The following is a 16,469-nucleotide window of genomic DNA, read 5'->3' on the forward strand; positions in this document are numbered from 1 at the left end:
TGTTCTGGCCCGGCCCATCCGACGATGCAGGCTCCGGTCGCCCATAGCACGTGGGCGACCTTGCACAGAGCCTGAACGCCATGGATGACTTACCCTTTCTGTCCCACCTGTTGAAGAATATTTCTCCCTCCGCCCTGGACCTGATCAAGCACCAGGCATTGCGCCTCAAGGACGATCAAGTGCTGATCGCCGAACTGATCGCCGGTTTGATCAGACTGGTTGCCCAAGGCACCACCCCGGCAACCGAACCCATCTTGATCAGCGTGCCGGAAAATACCATGCTCGGTCGCTGGGTGCGGCTCTTCTGTGACGCCATCGGCCGCCCGGCCTTCCGTGAGTGGGCCTCACGCCATGACCTGGAACTGGCGAGCCTGGTGTTTCGGGGCGGCGATCTGCAGGCCACGATCCTGGAAGGCACGGTCAAAACACCGTACACCTTCACCCTGGACAAAGACTCTGATTGGTGGCGCGTCGCGAATCCGATCCTGGAGGTGGTGCAGATTATCGATACGGTCAACGCCGGCTTGCCATTCATGGAAAACCTCGTCGAACCTCATTCGAGGACACTGCCTCTGAACCTGGTATTGCCCTTCTATGGCTACCCGTTACCGACCAATCATTTGCAGGCTCAGGTGATTCTCGAAGAGATCCATACCCTCGACACGCTGCCCGGTGTCGATGAAAGCGGGCGGCTCAAATCCACCCTGCGCAAGCGCTTGACCGAAGAGCAGCGGGATTACCAACAACTGGCCGATGCGCTGCAGACGCTCCTGGAACAAAGTACAAACGGCAGCCCGCCTTTCGATTGGCTGCAGCTCTACCTGCAACGATGCACGCTGGACTCGGACTCAATGTTGTCGAGCACCTTAAAGTACGCGGCACAGCTGCTTTACGCCGTGACGCAGGGCGAAGAGTTCGCGAGCCTCAACCCTGCCAGTCAAGGCGCTGCCTCCACTTACCGCTATTCCGTCGACCAAAAAGTAGTGATCGCCGTGACCGACGGCCGCGAGGCCAATACCTCACCTCTGGATCGCTCCAACAACTCAGCGCTGAATCAGCAATGGGATGAGCTGGAGCGCCTGGCCAATCTCGCCCATACCGACATATTGCCGGACGCCAGCCTCAGCCTGGCCGCGCTGATGACGGCGTATCGGCTACCCCGTCCTGCCAGTGCAGGGGACGTTCAGGTCCTGGTGGAACAACTGCGCGCCACCAGCGCAGCGACGTTTCCCTATGTCAGCTCGGCCGCCCACTCGTTGGTGGCCGTCAGCAAACACATGCGCCATATCGCGGTCCTCAATGACCGTTACACCATGCAAGCAGCACTCAAGTCGATCACCCTCGATACGCAGCTCACTAGCACCCTGGACATGACGTTCAACCTGGCGGCTGACTCGCCCTTTGCCATGCTGGTGGACAAAGGGGCGCAACTGCTCGCAGGTTTGCGCCAGGAATCGGCCTTTCAACGCGTGAGCGCCACCCGCCAATTTAACCTTGCCCGGGTGTATGTACTGAACGCGGACGGCGAACTCAGTGGTTACGCGCTGGACGATGCGCCCAAGGTACTCACCCGTGCGGACACACCGCTTTCAAGCCTGACCTCGATGGCCGAACCCCTGTTGGAACTGGCCCGCCAATCCGGCGGGCGCATCAGCACCAATGGCCAGGTCAGCTTGCGCCAGTTACTCAACCTCTACCAGATGGCGCTACCGGCTACCCGTGACGAAGCCCATGCCACGGCACGCATCCTGCGCATCCCGACAACCAAACAGCCACGCCACGGCAACTACTGGCGGGCATTGCAGGTGATGCCACTGCTGGCGGCGCAACGCAAACAGGTGCTGCAGACCGTCGCCGCCTTCCTGCCCAACCAGGACGTAAAACTGTTCGACTACCTGAGCGAAACAATCGTCGGCGAAAAAAACCGTGACCAGGTGCGCGCCGAGGCTGATCTGCTGCTGCACCAACTATTGGCATCGCCCCCGGCCCAGGCACTGGCCGCGCGGCTATCGGAAACCGTGGGCTGGTACGGTGAACACGCCAGCGCTGCAAACACCCGTGCCAGCAGAAACGCACTGTTGTTTGCCGCACTGATTCTCAGCCTGGACGCGAATGCTGGTAAGCAGCGGGCCACTGTCGCCGGCTATGACCTGACCGATTCCTACAACTGGGGCCTGACCTTCCATGAAGTCCGTAACGCCGTAGAAGCCATGGTCCAGTTCAAGGTCCTGCGCACCAGCGCCGTACCCATGGCCGCGCACCTGTTGCTGGCGGGCATCGCCCCGGAATTCCTGGTGCGGGACATCCCTGATGAGGTGTCGTACATGAGTTCCCATACCTGGGTACATTTCAAGCAATACGTGGACCTGATCGAAGCTGAAACACCGGGTGCATCACGGGCCATGCGCTTCACCGACTTCATGGCGGTGATCTACTTCATCATGCCCTCCCGCCGGGTTCGCCGAGGCAGTCTGCCGATCGTCGACTGGGCCGTGGCCAACGGAGTACTGGCCAAAAACGTTGATGGGCACAGTACCACGCAGAAGAATCGCGCCATTGCCGCGTTGAACGAGCAGCTCAACCAGTTGCAGATCAGTTCCGAGTTGAAGAAGAACGGGCATACCAGCCTGTATGAGATAGCCTTGCAGGATCTTCAGCGGGTGTTTGCCGGTAGCACCGATCTGGAGCGAATGGTCATACAATGGCAGGCCAGGACTGGTAACCGCTCGGAGCCGGATATCGCCGCCAATACCGCCGTTTCCCTGGTTCAGTTGCACATGGCAGGCAAGCTGACCAAAGGCACAACGCAATGGCGCTCGCCCCTCAAGGACGTTGATTTCGCCAGCATGGCGTCACGGTTCGATGAGTTGGGGTCAATCCATTCCACTTTCGCGGCCGAGTTCGAGAAGCGCTACACGGCGGTGCGCGCCGCGCTGCTACAGTCGATCGTGTATTGGATGTCACAACTGCCCCTGCTTAGCCGTAAAGGCATGGAATATGGCAGCCTGGAATTCCATCGCCTGCAAACGTCACGCACCAGTGCTGGCGGGCAGACATCGGGCATCGGGAGATTCGGGGTGCTGGTGTTGTGCAGGTACGCCGGCGACAAGCGCTTCTACGAATTTCTCCCAAAGCAACTGAAGGTTGCCCCATTACCGGGCCTGACCCTGCAAATATTCGAACAGGCCCTGCGCACCGGCAATACCCAAGGCAGCCCGCTGCCGATCGATTGGTCAGCGTACGCGCGCGGCACCATTCCCAACGGGCAGCAACACGCGACGGTCATTGCCCAACGTTTTGCCGAGCTGCCTGCCGTCTATGGGCCGGGCCCTGTGGTACCCAACACCTTCACCTCGCCACGCAGCCTGGCCATTGCCAGCATCGTGATTGACCAGCACTTGCTGGTAGGCGCCGATGAGGCGCGAGCGGCGGCGAAGCAACCCCTTTCCCTGGCAGACGCCATCAACGGCGTAGATCCGCGGATCGGTTTCCTGCGCAGAATGGAACCCGAAACCATGAAATGAAACGTTGCAGGCCTATTTCTGTGTAATCATTCACTGCATTGTTTCCCGGTGAGACTTGTAGTGATGCGATCGCCCCTCGAACCGACTGCCCCGTCCTTCTGGCGCGACGAACGCCTGCCGTTCATTGAGGCTCGCACCATCGCCGACGGGCGGAAGGTCTGCTACACCCGCCACGCCCACGAGCACTTTTCCATCGGCGCGATCACGGCCGGGCAGAGCCTGTACATCCATGGGGCATCGACCTTCAAGATCAGCACCGGCACCGTGGTCTTGATGAATCCCGGGGATGTCCACGCCTGCAACCCCATTGATGATCTGCCCTGGTCCTATCACATGCTGTATATCGATACGGCCTGGCTGACCGACCTGCAGCATCAGCTGGGTTTCAGCAAGGACCAGGACTTTCGTCCGTTCACCGCCACCCACACCACGGATGTCGCGCTGTACCGCGGGCTGAACGAGCTGTATGAGGTGCTGGTGGACAACCACGCCGAACACCTGCACAAGCAGAGTGCGGTGGTGAGTTTTTTCACCGAGGTGCAACAACGCCTCAACCCGTCGGAGACCCCGGTGCGCGAGGTCAATCACAAGCTGGAGCGGGCCGCCGACTATATCCGCGAACATTGCACCGAGGCCCTGAAGCTCGAAGACATTTGCCAGGCGGCTGAACTGTCGCCGTCGTACCTGATTCGTGCGTTCAAGCAGTATTACGGCATGACGCCCCACGCATTCCTGGTCAATCGCCGTATTCAGTTTGCCCGCACCCAGTTGCGCAGCGGCCAGTTGATCGCCGACGTCGCACTGGCGGCCGGCTTTTCTGATCAGGCGCATTTCCAGCGCACGTTCAAACAGCACCTGGCGGCAACGCCCGGGCAATATCGCGGCTGATTCAGGCGAACAGTAAATATCCCACGCTGGCCACCAGCAACGCCGCCATCGAGCGATTGAACAGACGCACGCCCTGCGGATTATTCAGGTAGCGCCGCAAAAATGTGCCGGCATAGGCCCAGCACGCCACCGACAGGTAGCAAATCACCAGATAGAGCACCGCGAACAGCCAGACTTGCTGCGCATCGCCGTCGGCCACGAACAATCCCATGCCCGCCACACACGCCAACCAGGCCTTGGGGTTGAGCCACTGCATGATCGCGCCGTAGAGCATCGAGGGCGCCGTGGCCGTGCCTTCAGCGTCCAGGCGCCCATTGTCCACGGCCAGTTTCCAGGCCATGTACAACAGGAAGGCCACCCCGCCCCATTGAATCAACTGCGTCAGCAGCGGCCAGCGCACCAGCACCTCATGCAGCCCCAGGCCAATCAGCACCAGCAGCAAGGTGAACCCCAGCGCGGCCCCGGCCACATGCTTCTGGCTGGCGGCAAACCCAAAGCGCGCGCCTGAACTGAGGGCCACCACATTCACCGGTCCCGGGGTGATGGACGTGGCCAGGGCGAAGGCGGCCATGGAAATGATCAAGCTCATTGCAGTTCCTTTTTGTTGTGCGGGTACGGACTGAACCTTAAGGGGAAGACGGATCACGGTATTGAAGAAAATGCCCCTGCCGGGAATGACCGAAAAAACCATCAGTTGAAACCCTTAGCCCACCCGCTGCAAAAGACAAATTTATTCCATTGATATAACTGTATTTTTCTCTTTCCAAAGGGCGTTTTTGATAGGAAAAAATGCGTGTTTCCCAAGGTAGGCACGGTGCTAGAGTCGAGCGCACATCTGGCCGGATGACCTCAACCTGCTCACAAAAAAGGAATCGCCATGTCACGTCGCTTATTGGCAGCTGCCTGCCTGTTGCTGTCCCTCTCCGGGGTTCAGGCCGCGGAACGCTGGGAAACCCTTCCGCCCACCCCGGCGCCGATTGCGGGGGCCAAGACCGGCTATGCCGCCGTCAATGGCATCAAGGTCTACTACACCAAGACCGGGCATGGTTCGCCGGTCATCCTGCTGCACGGTGGCCTGTCCAATTCCGATTACTGGGGCAACCAGGTCAAGGCGCTGGCCGCCAAACACACGGTCATCAGCCTCGACAGCCGTGGCCACGGGCGCAGTTCCCGGGACGAGAACCCCTTCGGTTACGACTTGATGGCCGATGATGTGGTCGCCGTACTCGACAGCCTGAAAATCCCCCGCGCCGATATCGTCGGCTGGAGCGACGGCGCAATCATCGGTATCGATCTTGCCCTGCGCCATCCCGACCGTATCGGCAAGGTGTTTGCCTTTGCCGCCAACACCCAGACCTCCGGGGTCAAGGATGGCGTAGAGAAAAACCCGACCTTCGCCGCCTTCATCGAGCGCGCCGGCAAGGAGTACGCCAGGCACTCGCCGACGCCAAAAGAGTACGACGCCTTCGTCGAGCAGATCAGCCATATGTGGGCCAGCCAACCCAACTGGACCGACGCGCAACTGGCGTCCATCAAGACTCCGATCCTGATTGTCGACGGCGACCACGATGAGGCGATCAAGCGAGAACACACCGAATACATCGCGGCGACCATTCCGGGAGCGGGCCTGCTGATTCTGCCGAACACCAGCCACTTCGCATTCCTGCAGGACCCGACGCTGTTCAATGCCGCGCTGCTGGACTTCCTGGACAGCAAATAGCCCCGCCTACTCTCCTGTCATCCGCTCCAGGCTGTTGCTCAAGTGCAACAGCATGGCGGCCCGGGCCGCGTCCGGGTCCTGGCGGCGGATGGCTTTCAGGATCGCCTCGTGCTCAAGGTTCGCCAGGCGCCCCAGCTCCATCAGGTCCGCGTCGCCGCGTTCCTCGGCATTGATCCGGGTGCGTGGGATTACCGAGTGGCCCAGGTGATAAATCACGTCGGTGAAATAGGTATTGCCAGTGGCCTGGGCGATCAGGCGATGGAAGCGCACGTCAGGCTCAACGGCACTGTCGTTGTTGGCCAGCGAGTCCTGGTAATCATCCAGTGCCTGGCGCATCTGCTGCAGTTGTTCATCGGTACGGCGCAAGGCTGCCAGGGCGGCTGCCTGGGTTTCCAGGCCCATGCGCAGTTCAAGAATGCCGCGCACGCTGGCGGCGGTGTCGTGGGTCAGGTGCAGGCCGTGGCGCTCGTCGCGCTCCAGCACAAAGGTGCCGACACCGTGGCGGGTTTCCACCAGCCCGGCGGCCTGCAATTTGGAAAGCGCTTCGCGCACCACCGTGCGACTGACGCCGTACTCGCCCACGATAGCGGACTCGGATGGCAGCTTCTCACCCGGCGCCATCTGTCCCAGGAGAATCTGCTGGGTCAACGCGGTGACGATGTCGTGGGCAAGGCCCGGGGAGCGCTTGCGATGAGGTGCCGAGCTGGGGTTTTGCATCAGGAATTCCGTTCAGGGGCGCCTGGCAATACTAGCATTCTTGCAAGCCCTTACTTGTATGACAACAAACAAATTCCTGTAGGAGCGAGCCTGCTCGCGGAAAAACCCGTCGCAGCGCAAACATTGCACAAAACCTCGTAATCGTTGACGATTTTCGCGAGCAAGCTCGCTCCTACAAAGGGTTGCCATCTCTGAAAATGCAGTTGTATGATGTCTATCAAGTTGTCAGACATCTCTGACAACCCAAATACGTCCCCGCACAACAATAATCAGTGGGAGTTTGACCCGTGACCCCTTCCAGCCCTGCGACAGCTGCGCCTGCCACCGACCCGGTCCTGGCCCGCGCGATCAAGAAGGTGAAGAGCCATGTGCTCCCACTGTTCGTGATCATGTTCATCGTCAACTACATCGACCGCGTCAACATCGGCTTTGTGCGTACCCATATGGAGCACGACCTGGGCATTGGTGCGGCCGCCTACGGCTTCGGTGCCGGGTTGTTTTTCATCGGCTACGCGCTGTTCGAAGTGCCGTCCAACATGCTCCTGCAAAAAGTCGGCGCGCGCATCTGGCTGACTCGCATCATGTTCACCTGGGGCATCACCGCCACATTGATGGCCTTCATCCAGAACGAAACCCACTTCTACATCCTGCGCTTTCTGCTGGGCGTGGCCGAAGCGGGCTTCTTTCCCGGGGTGATCTACTACTTCACTCGCTGGTTGCCCGGCGTCGAACGCGGCAAGGCGATTGCAATCTTCCTCAGCGGCTCGGCCCTCGCCTCGCTGATCTCCGGCCCCTTGTCCGGCGTGCTGCTGCAAATCACCGGGCTGGGCCTGCATGGCTGGCAGTGGATGTACATCATCGAAGGCATGGCGTCGGTGCTGCTGTGCTTTTTCGTGTGGTTCTGGCTGGACTCCAAGCCCCACGACGCCAAGTGGCTCAGCCTTGAAGAAAAGGATGCGCTGGTGGGCGAGATCGACCGCGAACAGCGCGAGCGTGACGCCGCGACCACGGTCAAGCCGACCCTGGGCAAGCTGCTCAAGGACCGTCAGATCATGCTGTTCTGCGCCCTGTATTTCTGCATCCAACTGACGATCTATGCCGCCACTTTCTGGTTGCCGAGCATCATTAAAAAGATGGGCGACCTGAGCGACATCCAGGTGGGTTTCTACAACTCCATCCCGTGGTTGATCTCGATCATCGCGATGTACGCCTTCGCGGCACTGGCGGGCAAATTCAAGTTCCAGCAAGCCTGGGTCGCTGCGGCACTGTTGATCGCCGCCGTGGGCATGTTCCTCTCCACTACCGGCGGGCCGATCTTTGCCTTTATCGCCATCTGCTTCGCGGCGATCGGCTTCAAGTCGGCGTCCTCGCTGTTCTGGCCGATTCCCCAGGGTTACCTGGATGCACGCATCGCCGCAGCGGTGATCGCATTGATCAACTCCATCGGCAACCTCGGCGGGTTTGTCGCGCCCACCACCTTTGGTTTCCTGGAACAGACCACCGGCTCGATCCAGGGCGGTTTGTATGGCCTGGCGGGCACTTCGATCCTTGCGGCCATCCTGGTGTTTTTCGCCAGGACACTGCCCGGCCCGACCACCAGCAGCGTGCTGCAACCCGCACCCGTCTTGAGCAAATAAGGACTACACGATGAACACAGAACACCAGCACCACGCCAACAGCGCCCCGGTCGTGACCGGCCTGCAAGTCATCCCGGTGGCCGGTCACGACAGCATGCTGCTCAACCTCAGCGGTGCCCACGGGCCGTTTTTCACGCGCAACATCGTGATCCTTACCGACAGCGCCGGCCGTACCGGCGTCGGTGAGGTACCCGGCGGCGAACGCATCCGCGAGACCCTGGAAGACGCCCGCAGCCTGGTGATCGGTAAGCCCATCGGCCAGTACCAGAGCATCCTCAATGCCATGCGCCAGACCTTCGCCGCGCGGGATTCGGCGGGCCGGGGTTTGCAGACGTTTGACCTGCGCATCACCATCCATGCCGTCACGGCGATGGAAGCGGCACTCCTGGATTTGCTCGGCCAATTTCTCGAAGTCCCGGTGGCGGCCCTTCTCGGCGAAGGCCAGCAGCGCGACGCGGTGAAGATGCTCGGCTACCTGTTCTACATCGGTGATCGCCAGCAAACCGACCTGGCCTATCGCAGTGAAGACGATGCCGAAGACTGGTTCCGCCTGCGTCATGAACAGGCCATGACGCCCGAAGCCATCGTGCGTCTGGCAGAGGCGGCCAAGGCGCAATACGGCTTCAATGACTTCAAGCTCAAAGGCGGCGTACTGCGCGGCGGCGACGAAATCGAGGCGGTGACTGCACTGGCCGAACGCTTCCTCGATGCGCGCATTACCCTGGACCCCAACGGCGCCTGGTCACTGAAAGAAGCCATCGCCCTGTGCCGCGACCAGCATCATGTGCTGGCCTATGCCGAAGACCCTTGCGGCGCGGAAAACGGTTACTCCGGGCGCGAAGTCATGGCCGAATTCCGCCGTGCCACCGGGCTGCCCACCGCCACCAACATGATCGCCACCGACTGGCGGGAAATGGGGCATGCGATCCAGTTGCAGTCCGTGGATATTCCCCTGGCCGACCCGCACTTCTGGACCATGCAGGGCTCAGTGCGCGTGGCGCAGATGTGCCACGAATGGGGCCTGACCTGGGGCTCGCACTCCAATAATCACTTCGACATTTCCCTGGCGATGTTCACCCAGGTGGCCGCCGCCGCGCCGGGGGAAATCACGGCCATCGACACCCACTGGATCTGGCAGGACGGCCAGCGGTTGACCAAGGCTCCACTGAAGATTGTCGACGGCCACATCAAGGTGCCGGCCAAACCGGGCCTGGGCGTGGACATCGACATGGACGCCGTGGCCCACGCCCATGAACTGTACAAAGGCATGGGCCTGGGTGCGCGCAATGACAGCGTGGCGATGCAGTTCATGATTCCGGGCTGGACGTTCGATAACAAGCGGCCGTGCCTGGTGCGCTGACCTCAGTTGAAGATCATCGAAAAGTGCGCGCCCACCCCGGCGCGCACACCCTCGCCGACCGCCAGCGCCACCGAGCCGCCGGCCAGGTTGGCATCGCCGCAGGCAAACACACCGGGCACGGTGGTCTGGCGCGTCTCGTTGGTCAGCAGGTAGGGCCCGGTCGGCCCTTCGACAAACTCACAGCCCAACTGCTCGGCCAATGGGCTGGCCATGCGCGTACGGGACAGGGTGAAAATACCGTCCAGCGCGATCATCCGCCCGTCTGCCAATTCCACATCCGCCCGCTCACCGACAATCCGCCGCACCGCCGAGCTTTCGACGCTGACCCCGCGCCGATCCAGTTGCGCCTGCTGCTCGGCATCCGGCACAAATGCGCCGTTGGTAAAGAGCGTGGTGGTGCCCCAGTCCGGCAGCAGCATCGCGTGATGCATGGCCAGTGGCGACGTCGCCAGCACGCCGATGCGGCCTTGATCCAGTTCATAGCCGTGGCAATACGGGCAATGGAACACATGCTTGCCCCAGCGCTCCTTCAACCCCTCGACCTCGGGTAACTCATCCACCACGCCGGTAGCGAGAATCAAGCGTTTAGCGTTGAACTCACCCTTGCAACGGGTTTGCACCACGAAGCCATCCTGGTTTCGAATCGCTTCAACGGCGGTGTCCTGCACCCAGGTCACCGTCGGATATTCCATCAACTGCCCTCGCCCTTCGGCAGCGATCAGCTCCGGCGGCTGGCCATCCTGGCTGAGGAAACCGTGGGACGTGGCCGCAAACCGGTTGCGCCGCTGCCCGGCGTCAATCACCAGCACCTTGCGCCGAGCCCGCGCCAGTTGCAGCCCGGCAGACATTCCGGCGTAGCTGCCGCCCACGATAATCACGTCGTAAACCATGAAGATGACCTCTCTGGTGGCCCTTGCATCGGTTGCCGGGCACTCACGACACACCATAAGTTACATAAAAATACCTCGTCAAGCGTCTCGCAACTCCAATCGTTACGAACGATACTTTCGGGCAGGAACTCCAGAGGCTTGCAGATGAGAAACGACACCCGGCTTTCGCGCATGCTCCATGTGCTGATCCACATGGGCCGCCACGAGGAACGCGCCACCTCGGAGACCATCGCGCAGATGCTTGGTACCAACGCGGTGGTGGTACGCCGCACCCTGGGCCTGCTCAAGGAGAAAGGTTATGTGCGTTCGGAAAAAGGCCATCAGGGCGGCTGGATGCTGGGCAAGCCGCTGAGTGAAATCACCCTGCTGGACATCCACAATGCCCTTGGCACGTCGTCGATCTTTGCCGTCGGCCTGTCCACCGATCATCCGCAATGCCTGGTGGAACAGGCCGTCAATGCGGCGCTGAACCAGGCGTTTGACGATGCCCAGGCGTTGCTGCTGCAGCGTTTGGGAGAGGTGACGCTGGCACAGTTGGCGGATGATTTTGACGAGCGCTATCGGGTGGCGATAACGCCCGCACCCTGTGCGTGATGCACGCGACGCCCTAAGCGCCGCCTACCGAGCGCCACGCTGCCTCGGCCAGGGTTTCCCGGTACACCCGAGGGCTGCTGGCCGAGCGCCCGGCCAGCCAGGCACGGCAGTAGCTGTCGGCCTGGCCGATGATCAGTGATGGCAAGAGTTCGGCGGGCACCTGGCTGAGCTGATCACCCCGTCCAGGCAGCACCATCCATTCCTTCAGCAACGCGTTGCGCGCCTGGTTGCGGCTTTCCAGTTCAGCGGCGAACGGGCCCTTGGTCACCGCGAAATGCGCGTGGTACTGGAAGCGCGCCCACTGCGGTTCGCTGTCCACCCAATCGACATAGCTGTGGACCAGTGCGTACACCCCCTCCTTCGCCGTTTTGGCCGATTCAAGATAGCGCCCACGCAATTCGGCCTGATCCTCCAGCGCGGTAAAAAACAGCGCGGCGACCAGGCCTTCCTTGTTGCCGAAGTGATGATAAATGGCGCCGACGCTGGTATCGCAGCGCGCGCGGATCATCTCGATGGTGGTGGCTTCAAGGCCCTGCTCGTTGAACAGGTCCAGGGCTGCCTTGAAGATATCGCGCTTCAATTCGGCCCTTCGGCCAGGGAAGCAACGCTGAAGCAGATCCGGGGTTTGCATGCTGAACAGGAACTCAGTCAGTGAAGAAGAACAAGCCCGGGCAGCTTGACAGATTTCCCATGGGCAGAATACTGTTCCGCTACAGAACATTATTCTGTAACGGAACAATATTCCGTAAAATTCATTTAATCAGCGAGGCAGCACCATGAGTCAGGCCCTGAGCATGTTCAACAGCGTTGGCCCCGAAGCGTTCAGCAAACTGGCGTGCCAGATGGCGCCCTACTTCAGCACCATCAATCCGTTGATGACCCAGTTGCGTCCGGGGTTTGCCTCGGTGGAAGTGCCGTTCAGCAAGGCCATCACCAACCACCTGGGAACGGTGCACGCCATTGCCATGTGCAACGCTGCGGAGTTGGCGGCGGGTACCATGACGGACGTTTCCGTGCCGGCGGGTGCGCGGTGGATTCCCAAGGGGATGACGGTGGAGTATCTGGCCAAGGCCAAGAGCAGCGTGACGGCGACGGCCAATGGCGAAGGTATCGACTGGCAAACGGCGGGTGACAAGGTGGTGCCGGTGGAGATGCTGGATGCGGAGGGGAAATTGGTGTTTACCGCGCGGATTATCATGAATGTGAAATTGGGGTGATGGGGTTGGGGGCATATCCGTTGCTGCGGTTATGGCCGCTATCGGGTTGCGCTCTCACAGCGGCCTACCAGCCGACTTGAGTGGGGTGAAGCAACCGCAAAATCAAAGGCGGACACGGTCCAAATGTGGGAGCGGGCTTGCTCGCGAAGGTCGTTAACGATGACCTGGGTATCCTGATTCAACGTGGCGCTCTCAGGTTTTTCGCGAGCAAGCCCGCTCTCACATAAAGCGGCGGAGGCAGCTCCCTTTACTTACTTTGGGCTGGGCCGGCATTCCGGCTTTTGCAAAGTGACTCGCTGTAAGAGCGAAACCATAAGTCGCCGTTACCTGAATAACGGATATACCCCCCCAAAAAACTACCCCCCACAATTCCCACCAATCACCTCCCCCGCAAACGCCTTACGCACAAACGGCGTCGAGTCCACGAGCGAACCATTGACCGTAGCGGAGTGATCCAGCTCAGGATAAAAATGCCATTCAATCCGGTCCCCGACCTTGCACGCATCCCTGACCAGCGCCTTTTGCCCAGGCACAAACACATCCTGATCCCGCCCCCCCGTACCGACAAAAACCGGAATATCCGTCTTCAACGTCGGATACGCCGACTCACGATAAACCTTGTCGAGCGCCTCTTTCGGCGACCGCTTGAAACTGTCATTGAAGCTGAGCCCATCAGCCATCACCCGCTGCTCAATGGCATGCAAACAATCCCGCCGGCTGCTCTCAAACGCAGGCAATGCACGCTCGCTCAAGTAATCCGCAGCCACAAACCCAGGATCAAACAACGTGACAGTACTCAGCCGCAGCAAGTTATAGGCAAAGGTCGGCACCACCGAACTGCGGGCCTTTTCCAACTCGGCACTGTCTCCCGTTTTATGGGTGGCCGCGTAAGGCGTACCGGTCGCCACCACCCCCACGATATCCAACTCGGGCGCATAGTCTTTCGCATAGACCGCCGTGGCAAACGCAGCACGGCCACCCTGTGACTGCCCGAACACCACCACACGTTTGGAGAGTTCGAAACCACCCGCCCCTACCGCGCGAATGCTGTCGAGCACCCCATAGGCCAGCGGGCTGGTCAGCCCATACGGATGCAGGCCAGGCGTCCCAAGCCCCTGGTAATCGGTAGCGACAATCGCGTAGCCCTGAGCCAGCCAATAATTGAGATAGCGCGTATCCCGAGGGCTGCGACCGGCGAACGACGGCGCGCAGATATCGGCACTCCCCACCGTGCCGTGGGCCCACGCCATCAGCGGCCAGCCACCCGGCGGCGGTGTGCCCTTGGGCAGGAACAGCGCACCGGAAACGACAATCCGTTTATGGGTATCGAGACCGTCGGTGGACGTGTACAGGATGCGAATATTCTGCCCCGCCTCGGCCAGGCTTTGCTTTTCGGTCAACGGCTCGCTGCGCAGCATCCGCCCGGGTGACGCGGGCACCTTGTCCGCCCAGGTATAGAACGCGGGAACACCACCATCACCGACGGGTGTTTGCGCAGCGCTCACACCACTGTATCCCGCCAGCAACACCGCCAGCGCAAGCGATAACCGACGCGACATCACCAGCCCTCTTTCAACATCCGCAATTCAAGGTACTGCAACAACATGATGGTCTTGCCGTCGACGATCTCGGCACTGTCCACCATGGCCAGGGCCTCCTCGAATCCCAACTCCAGCACTTCGATATCCTCACCTTCATCCTCCAGCCCGCCGCCATCACTGACCCGGTCGCCAGGCTGATATTCGCCGATGAAAAAGTGAATGCGCTCGGTCACCGAGCCCGGGCTCATGAAGGCCGAATAGATCTTTTCTACATGACCCACACGGTAGCCCGTCTCTTCTTCCGCCTCCAGGCGAATGCGTTCCTCGGGGCTGGCGTTGTCCAGCAGGCCGGCGGCAGACTCGATCAGGTAACCGTGGTAGCCGTTAACGTAGGTAGGCATGCGGAACTGGCGAATCAGCAACACCGTGCGCCGCTCGCGGTTGTACAGCAGGATCGTCGCGCCATTGCCCCGGTCATAGATCTCGCGGGTCTGGGACTGCCAACTGCCGTCGCGGCGGCGCAGGTCAAAGGTGTACTTTTTCAGCACATACCAATTATCCGAGAGCAGTTCTTCGGCGTGGATGCGGACGGGACTGTTTTCCATGGCAGGACCTTTTTGTCTTGTGTTATTCAGCATGTCGTGCAAAATCGTGCACAGTCAAGAAAAAACGTGCAGGAAGCTTCCGATGCTGACCCAACAACGTAAACAACACCTGCTGGATACGCTGCACCGCGACGGCCGGCTGATTGCCAAGGAGTTGAGCCAGGCACTGGAGGTTTCCGAGGACACGATACGGCGTGACCTGCGGGAAATGGCCAAGGAAGGTTTGCTGCTGCGGGTGCACGGCGGCGCCTTGCCGGCATCCCCCGCCATGGCTGATTTTTCGGTACGGGAACACTTGGTACCCGAGGAAAAAATCGCCATTGGCCGGACGGCTGCGCAACTTGTGCAGCCCGGCCAGGTGGTGTTTATCGATGGCGGTACCACGTGCCTGCAACTGGCCCATCACTTGCCGGCGGAACTGAATGCCACCGTGGTCACCCACAGCCCGTCGATTGCCATGGCCCTGGTGGATCATCCGCAGATTGAAGTGATCATGCTCGGCGGGCGGCTGTTTCGCCACTCACTGGTGGGGGTGGGGGCGGCCACGCTGGAGGCCATCGGCCGGGTCAATGCCGACCTGTATTTCATGGGGGTGTGCAGCGTGCACCCGAATGCCGGCCTGTCTACCGGCGATTATGAAGAGGCAGTGGTCAAGCGCGCGTTGTGTCACGCGGCCGCAGAAACCATCGTGCTGGCCACCTCGGAAAAGCTCAACACCGCGTCGCCCTACCAAGTGGTGGAGCTGACACACGTCAGCGCGATCGTCGCATTGGCCAGTACGCCGCGTGCCCTGCTGCAACCCTACGAAGCTCAGGGCCTGACGCTTTACCTGGCGTGACCGTCAACAGTCCTTGATGGATTGCCATGACGCGGCGACTTGCGCAGCGTCCGAGGCGTTGACCCGCGCCAGGTCAACCGGATACTCGACCCCCGGATTTTCCGCGAACCGCGTGGCGGTGAACTGGCCGTTGCTGGCACGCAGGATATAGCCGCTGTCCTGGCACGCTGCCGAAGCCAGGAAGATCACCCCAGGCGTGACCCATTCCGGCTTGAGGTTGTGCGGCTCGCCGGTCACGCCCCACATGCGGGTCTTGGCCACGGGTGAGATGGCATTGACCAGGATCCCGGCCTCCGCCCCTTCCCCGCTCAAGGCATTCATGATCCCCAGTTGCGCCATCTTCCCCGCGCTGTAGGCCGCCAGGCCCGGCTGGACGTAGCGCGTATACATCGCACGGTCGGAGGTGGTCAGCACAATGCGGGGTGCGGCAGATCGCGTGAGGTGCTGCCACGCGTGTTTGCACAGCCAGATCGGTGCATAGACATTGACGTCCATGGCCCGCCGGATGAAAGCCTCGTCGGCGGCCTCGATGGGCTGATAGCCGACCCAGCCAGCATTGTGGATCAGGATATCGAGCTGCCCGAAATGCGTGATGGCGCACTCGATCAGCGCTCGACACCCCGCTTCGCCGGACAGGTCACCCGCGTGGCCAACCACCCGCAGGCCTTCACCCTGCAGCGCCAGCGCGGCCGCCTGTACCACCTGGGGATCAGCCCCATCGCCGAGGGTGTCGGCACCGATATCACTGATTACCACCTGCGCGCCGAGTCGCGCCAACTCGCGCGCATAGCTGAACCCCAAGCCACGGGCGGCACCGGTCACGATTGCGGTTTTACCTGTAAAGTCCATCGTCGCGTTCTCCTGATAGGCACTCCACCCTAACAACCCGTGGCCGTCCTGTTTAATACTGAAAAACAGCGATATTGATACCTGCGCCG

General features: G+C 60.9%; 15 protein-coding genes. 8 read left to right on the forward strand and 7 right to left on the reverse strand.

Annotated elements, in window-relative coordinates; translation table 11 throughout:
- Positions 1 to 80: 80 nt before the first annotated feature.
- Together HX805_RS16415 and HX805_RS16420 are read left to right on the forward strand one after the other, a co-directional pair.
- The gene (locus HX805_RS16415) at positions 81 to 3,524 is read left to right on the forward strand and encodes a hypothetical protein (protein WP_177117102.1); all 3,444 of its coding nucleotides are present in this window, start codon (positions 81 to 83) and stop codon (positions 3,522 to 3,524) included.
- 63 nt (positions 3,525 to 3,587) lie between these two features.
- A complete protein-coding gene (locus tag HX805_RS16420; RefSeq protein WP_003207444.1) occupies positions 3,588 to 4,412 on the forward strand; it encodes an AraC family transcriptional regulator in 825 nt (274 codons plus the stop codon).
- Between the two features lies 1 nt (position 4,413).
- Here the strand turns inward: HX805_RS16420 and HX805_RS16425 are convergent, their stop codons facing one another.
- Positions 4,414 to 5,001 carry a LysE family translocator gene (locus HX805_RS16425; protein ID WP_177117103.1) on the reverse strand — a complete coding sequence of 196 codons (588 nt, stop codon included), beginning with the start codon at positions 4,999 to 5,001 and terminating at the stop codon, positions 4,414 to 4,416.
- Positions 5,002 to 5,289: 288 nt separating this feature from the next.
- Between HX805_RS16425 and HX805_RS16430 the strand changes: the two genes are divergently transcribed.
- Complete coding sequence (locus tag HX805_RS16430) at positions 5,290 to 6,132, forward strand: alpha/beta fold hydrolase (RefSeq protein ID WP_003207440.1); 843 nt, start codon at positions 5,290 to 5,292, stop codon at positions 6,130 to 6,132.
- 6 nt (positions 6,133 to 6,138) lie between these two features.
- Here HX805_RS16430 and HX805_RS16435 read toward each other — a convergent pair whose 3' ends face one another.
- A complete protein-coding gene (locus HX805_RS16435; RefSeq protein WP_008435219.1) occupies positions 6,139 to 6,849 on the reverse strand; it encodes a FadR/GntR family transcriptional regulator in 711 nt (236 codons plus the stop codon).
- A 287-nt stretch (positions 6,850 to 7,136) separates the two neighbouring features.
- Here HX805_RS16435 and HX805_RS16440 point away from each other — a divergent pair, with 287 nt between their 5' ends.
- A complete protein-coding gene (locus tag HX805_RS16440) occupies positions 7,137 to 8,486 on the forward strand; it encodes an MFS transporter (RefSeq protein ID WP_008435222.1) in 1,350 nt (449 codons plus the stop codon).
- Positions 8,487 to 8,496: 10 nt separating this feature from the next.
- Complete coding sequence (gene gudD, locus HX805_RS16445; protein ID WP_177117104.1) at positions 8,497 to 9,846, forward strand: glucarate dehydratase; 1,350 nt, start codon at positions 8,497 to 8,499, stop codon at positions 9,844 to 9,846.
- A 2-nt stretch (positions 9,847 to 9,848) separates the two neighbouring features.
- On the opposite strand, the gene HX805_RS16450 is transcribed toward gudD, so the two are convergent.
- The gene (locus HX805_RS16450; RefSeq protein WP_177117105.1) at positions 9,849 to 10,736 is read right to left on the reverse strand and encodes an NAD(P)/FAD-dependent oxidoreductase; all 888 of its coding nucleotides are present in this window, start codon (positions 10,734 to 10,736) and stop codon (positions 9,849 to 9,851) included.
- Positions 10,737 to 10,880: 144 nt separating this feature from the next.
- Here HX805_RS16450 and HX805_RS16455 point away from each other — a divergent pair, with 144 nt between their 5' ends.
- The gene (locus HX805_RS16455) at positions 10,881 to 11,330 is read left to right on the forward strand and encodes an Rrf2 family transcriptional regulator (RefSeq protein ID WP_008435227.1); all 450 of its coding nucleotides are present in this window, start codon (positions 10,881 to 10,883) and stop codon (positions 11,328 to 11,330) included.
- A 13-nt stretch (positions 11,331 to 11,343) separates the two neighbouring features.
- Here the strand turns inward: HX805_RS16455 and HX805_RS16460 are convergent, their stop codons facing one another.
- Positions 11,344 to 11,961, reverse strand: coding sequence for a TetR/AcrR family transcriptional regulator (locus tag HX805_RS16460; protein WP_032899370.1), 618 nt, complete (start codon positions 11,959 to 11,961; stop codon positions 11,344 to 11,346).
- 145 nt (positions 11,962 to 12,106) lie between these two features.
- Between HX805_RS16460 and HX805_RS16465 the strand changes: the two genes are divergently transcribed.
- Positions 12,107 to 12,547 carry a hotdog fold domain-containing protein gene (locus tag HX805_RS16465; RefSeq protein ID WP_008435232.1) on the forward strand — a complete coding sequence of 147 codons (441 nt, stop codon included), beginning with the start codon at positions 12,107 to 12,109 and terminating at the stop codon, positions 12,545 to 12,547.
- A 356-nt stretch (positions 12,548 to 12,903) separates the two neighbouring features.
- Here HX805_RS16465 and HX805_RS16470 read toward each other — a convergent pair whose 3' ends face one another.
- Entirely contained in the window at positions 12,904 to 14,106 is a 1,203-nt protein-coding gene (locus tag HX805_RS16470) for a lipase family protein (RefSeq protein WP_218167365.1), read from the reverse strand.
- Positions 14,106 to 14,693, reverse strand: coding sequence for a GDP-mannose pyrophosphatase NudK (gene nudK, locus HX805_RS16475; protein WP_087692406.1), 588 nt, complete (start codon positions 14,691 to 14,693; stop codon positions 14,106 to 14,108). Before nudK ends, HX805_RS16470 begins: the two co-directional genes overlap by 1 nt.
- 82 nt (positions 14,694 to 14,775) lie before the next feature.
- On the opposite strand from nudK, the gene HX805_RS16480 reads away from it, so the two are divergent.
- Positions 14,776 to 15,531, forward strand: coding sequence for a DeoR/GlpR family DNA-binding transcription regulator (locus HX805_RS16480; RefSeq protein ID WP_087692407.1), 756 nt, complete (start codon positions 14,776 to 14,778; stop codon positions 15,529 to 15,531).
- A 3-nt stretch (positions 15,532 to 15,534) separates the two neighbouring features.
- On the opposite strand, the gene HX805_RS16485 is transcribed toward HX805_RS16480, so the two are convergent.
- Positions 15,535 to 16,380, reverse strand: coding sequence for an SDR family NAD(P)-dependent oxidoreductase (locus HX805_RS16485; protein WP_177117106.1), 846 nt, complete (start codon positions 16,378 to 16,380; stop codon positions 15,535 to 15,537).
- Positions 16,381 to 16,469: the final 89 nt, after the last annotated feature.

It is taken from the genome of Pseudomonas sp. G5001, assembly GCF_013385475.1.
Taxonomy (GTDB): Bacteria; Pseudomonadota; Gammaproteobacteria; order Pseudomonadales; family Pseudomonadaceae; genus Aquipseudomonas.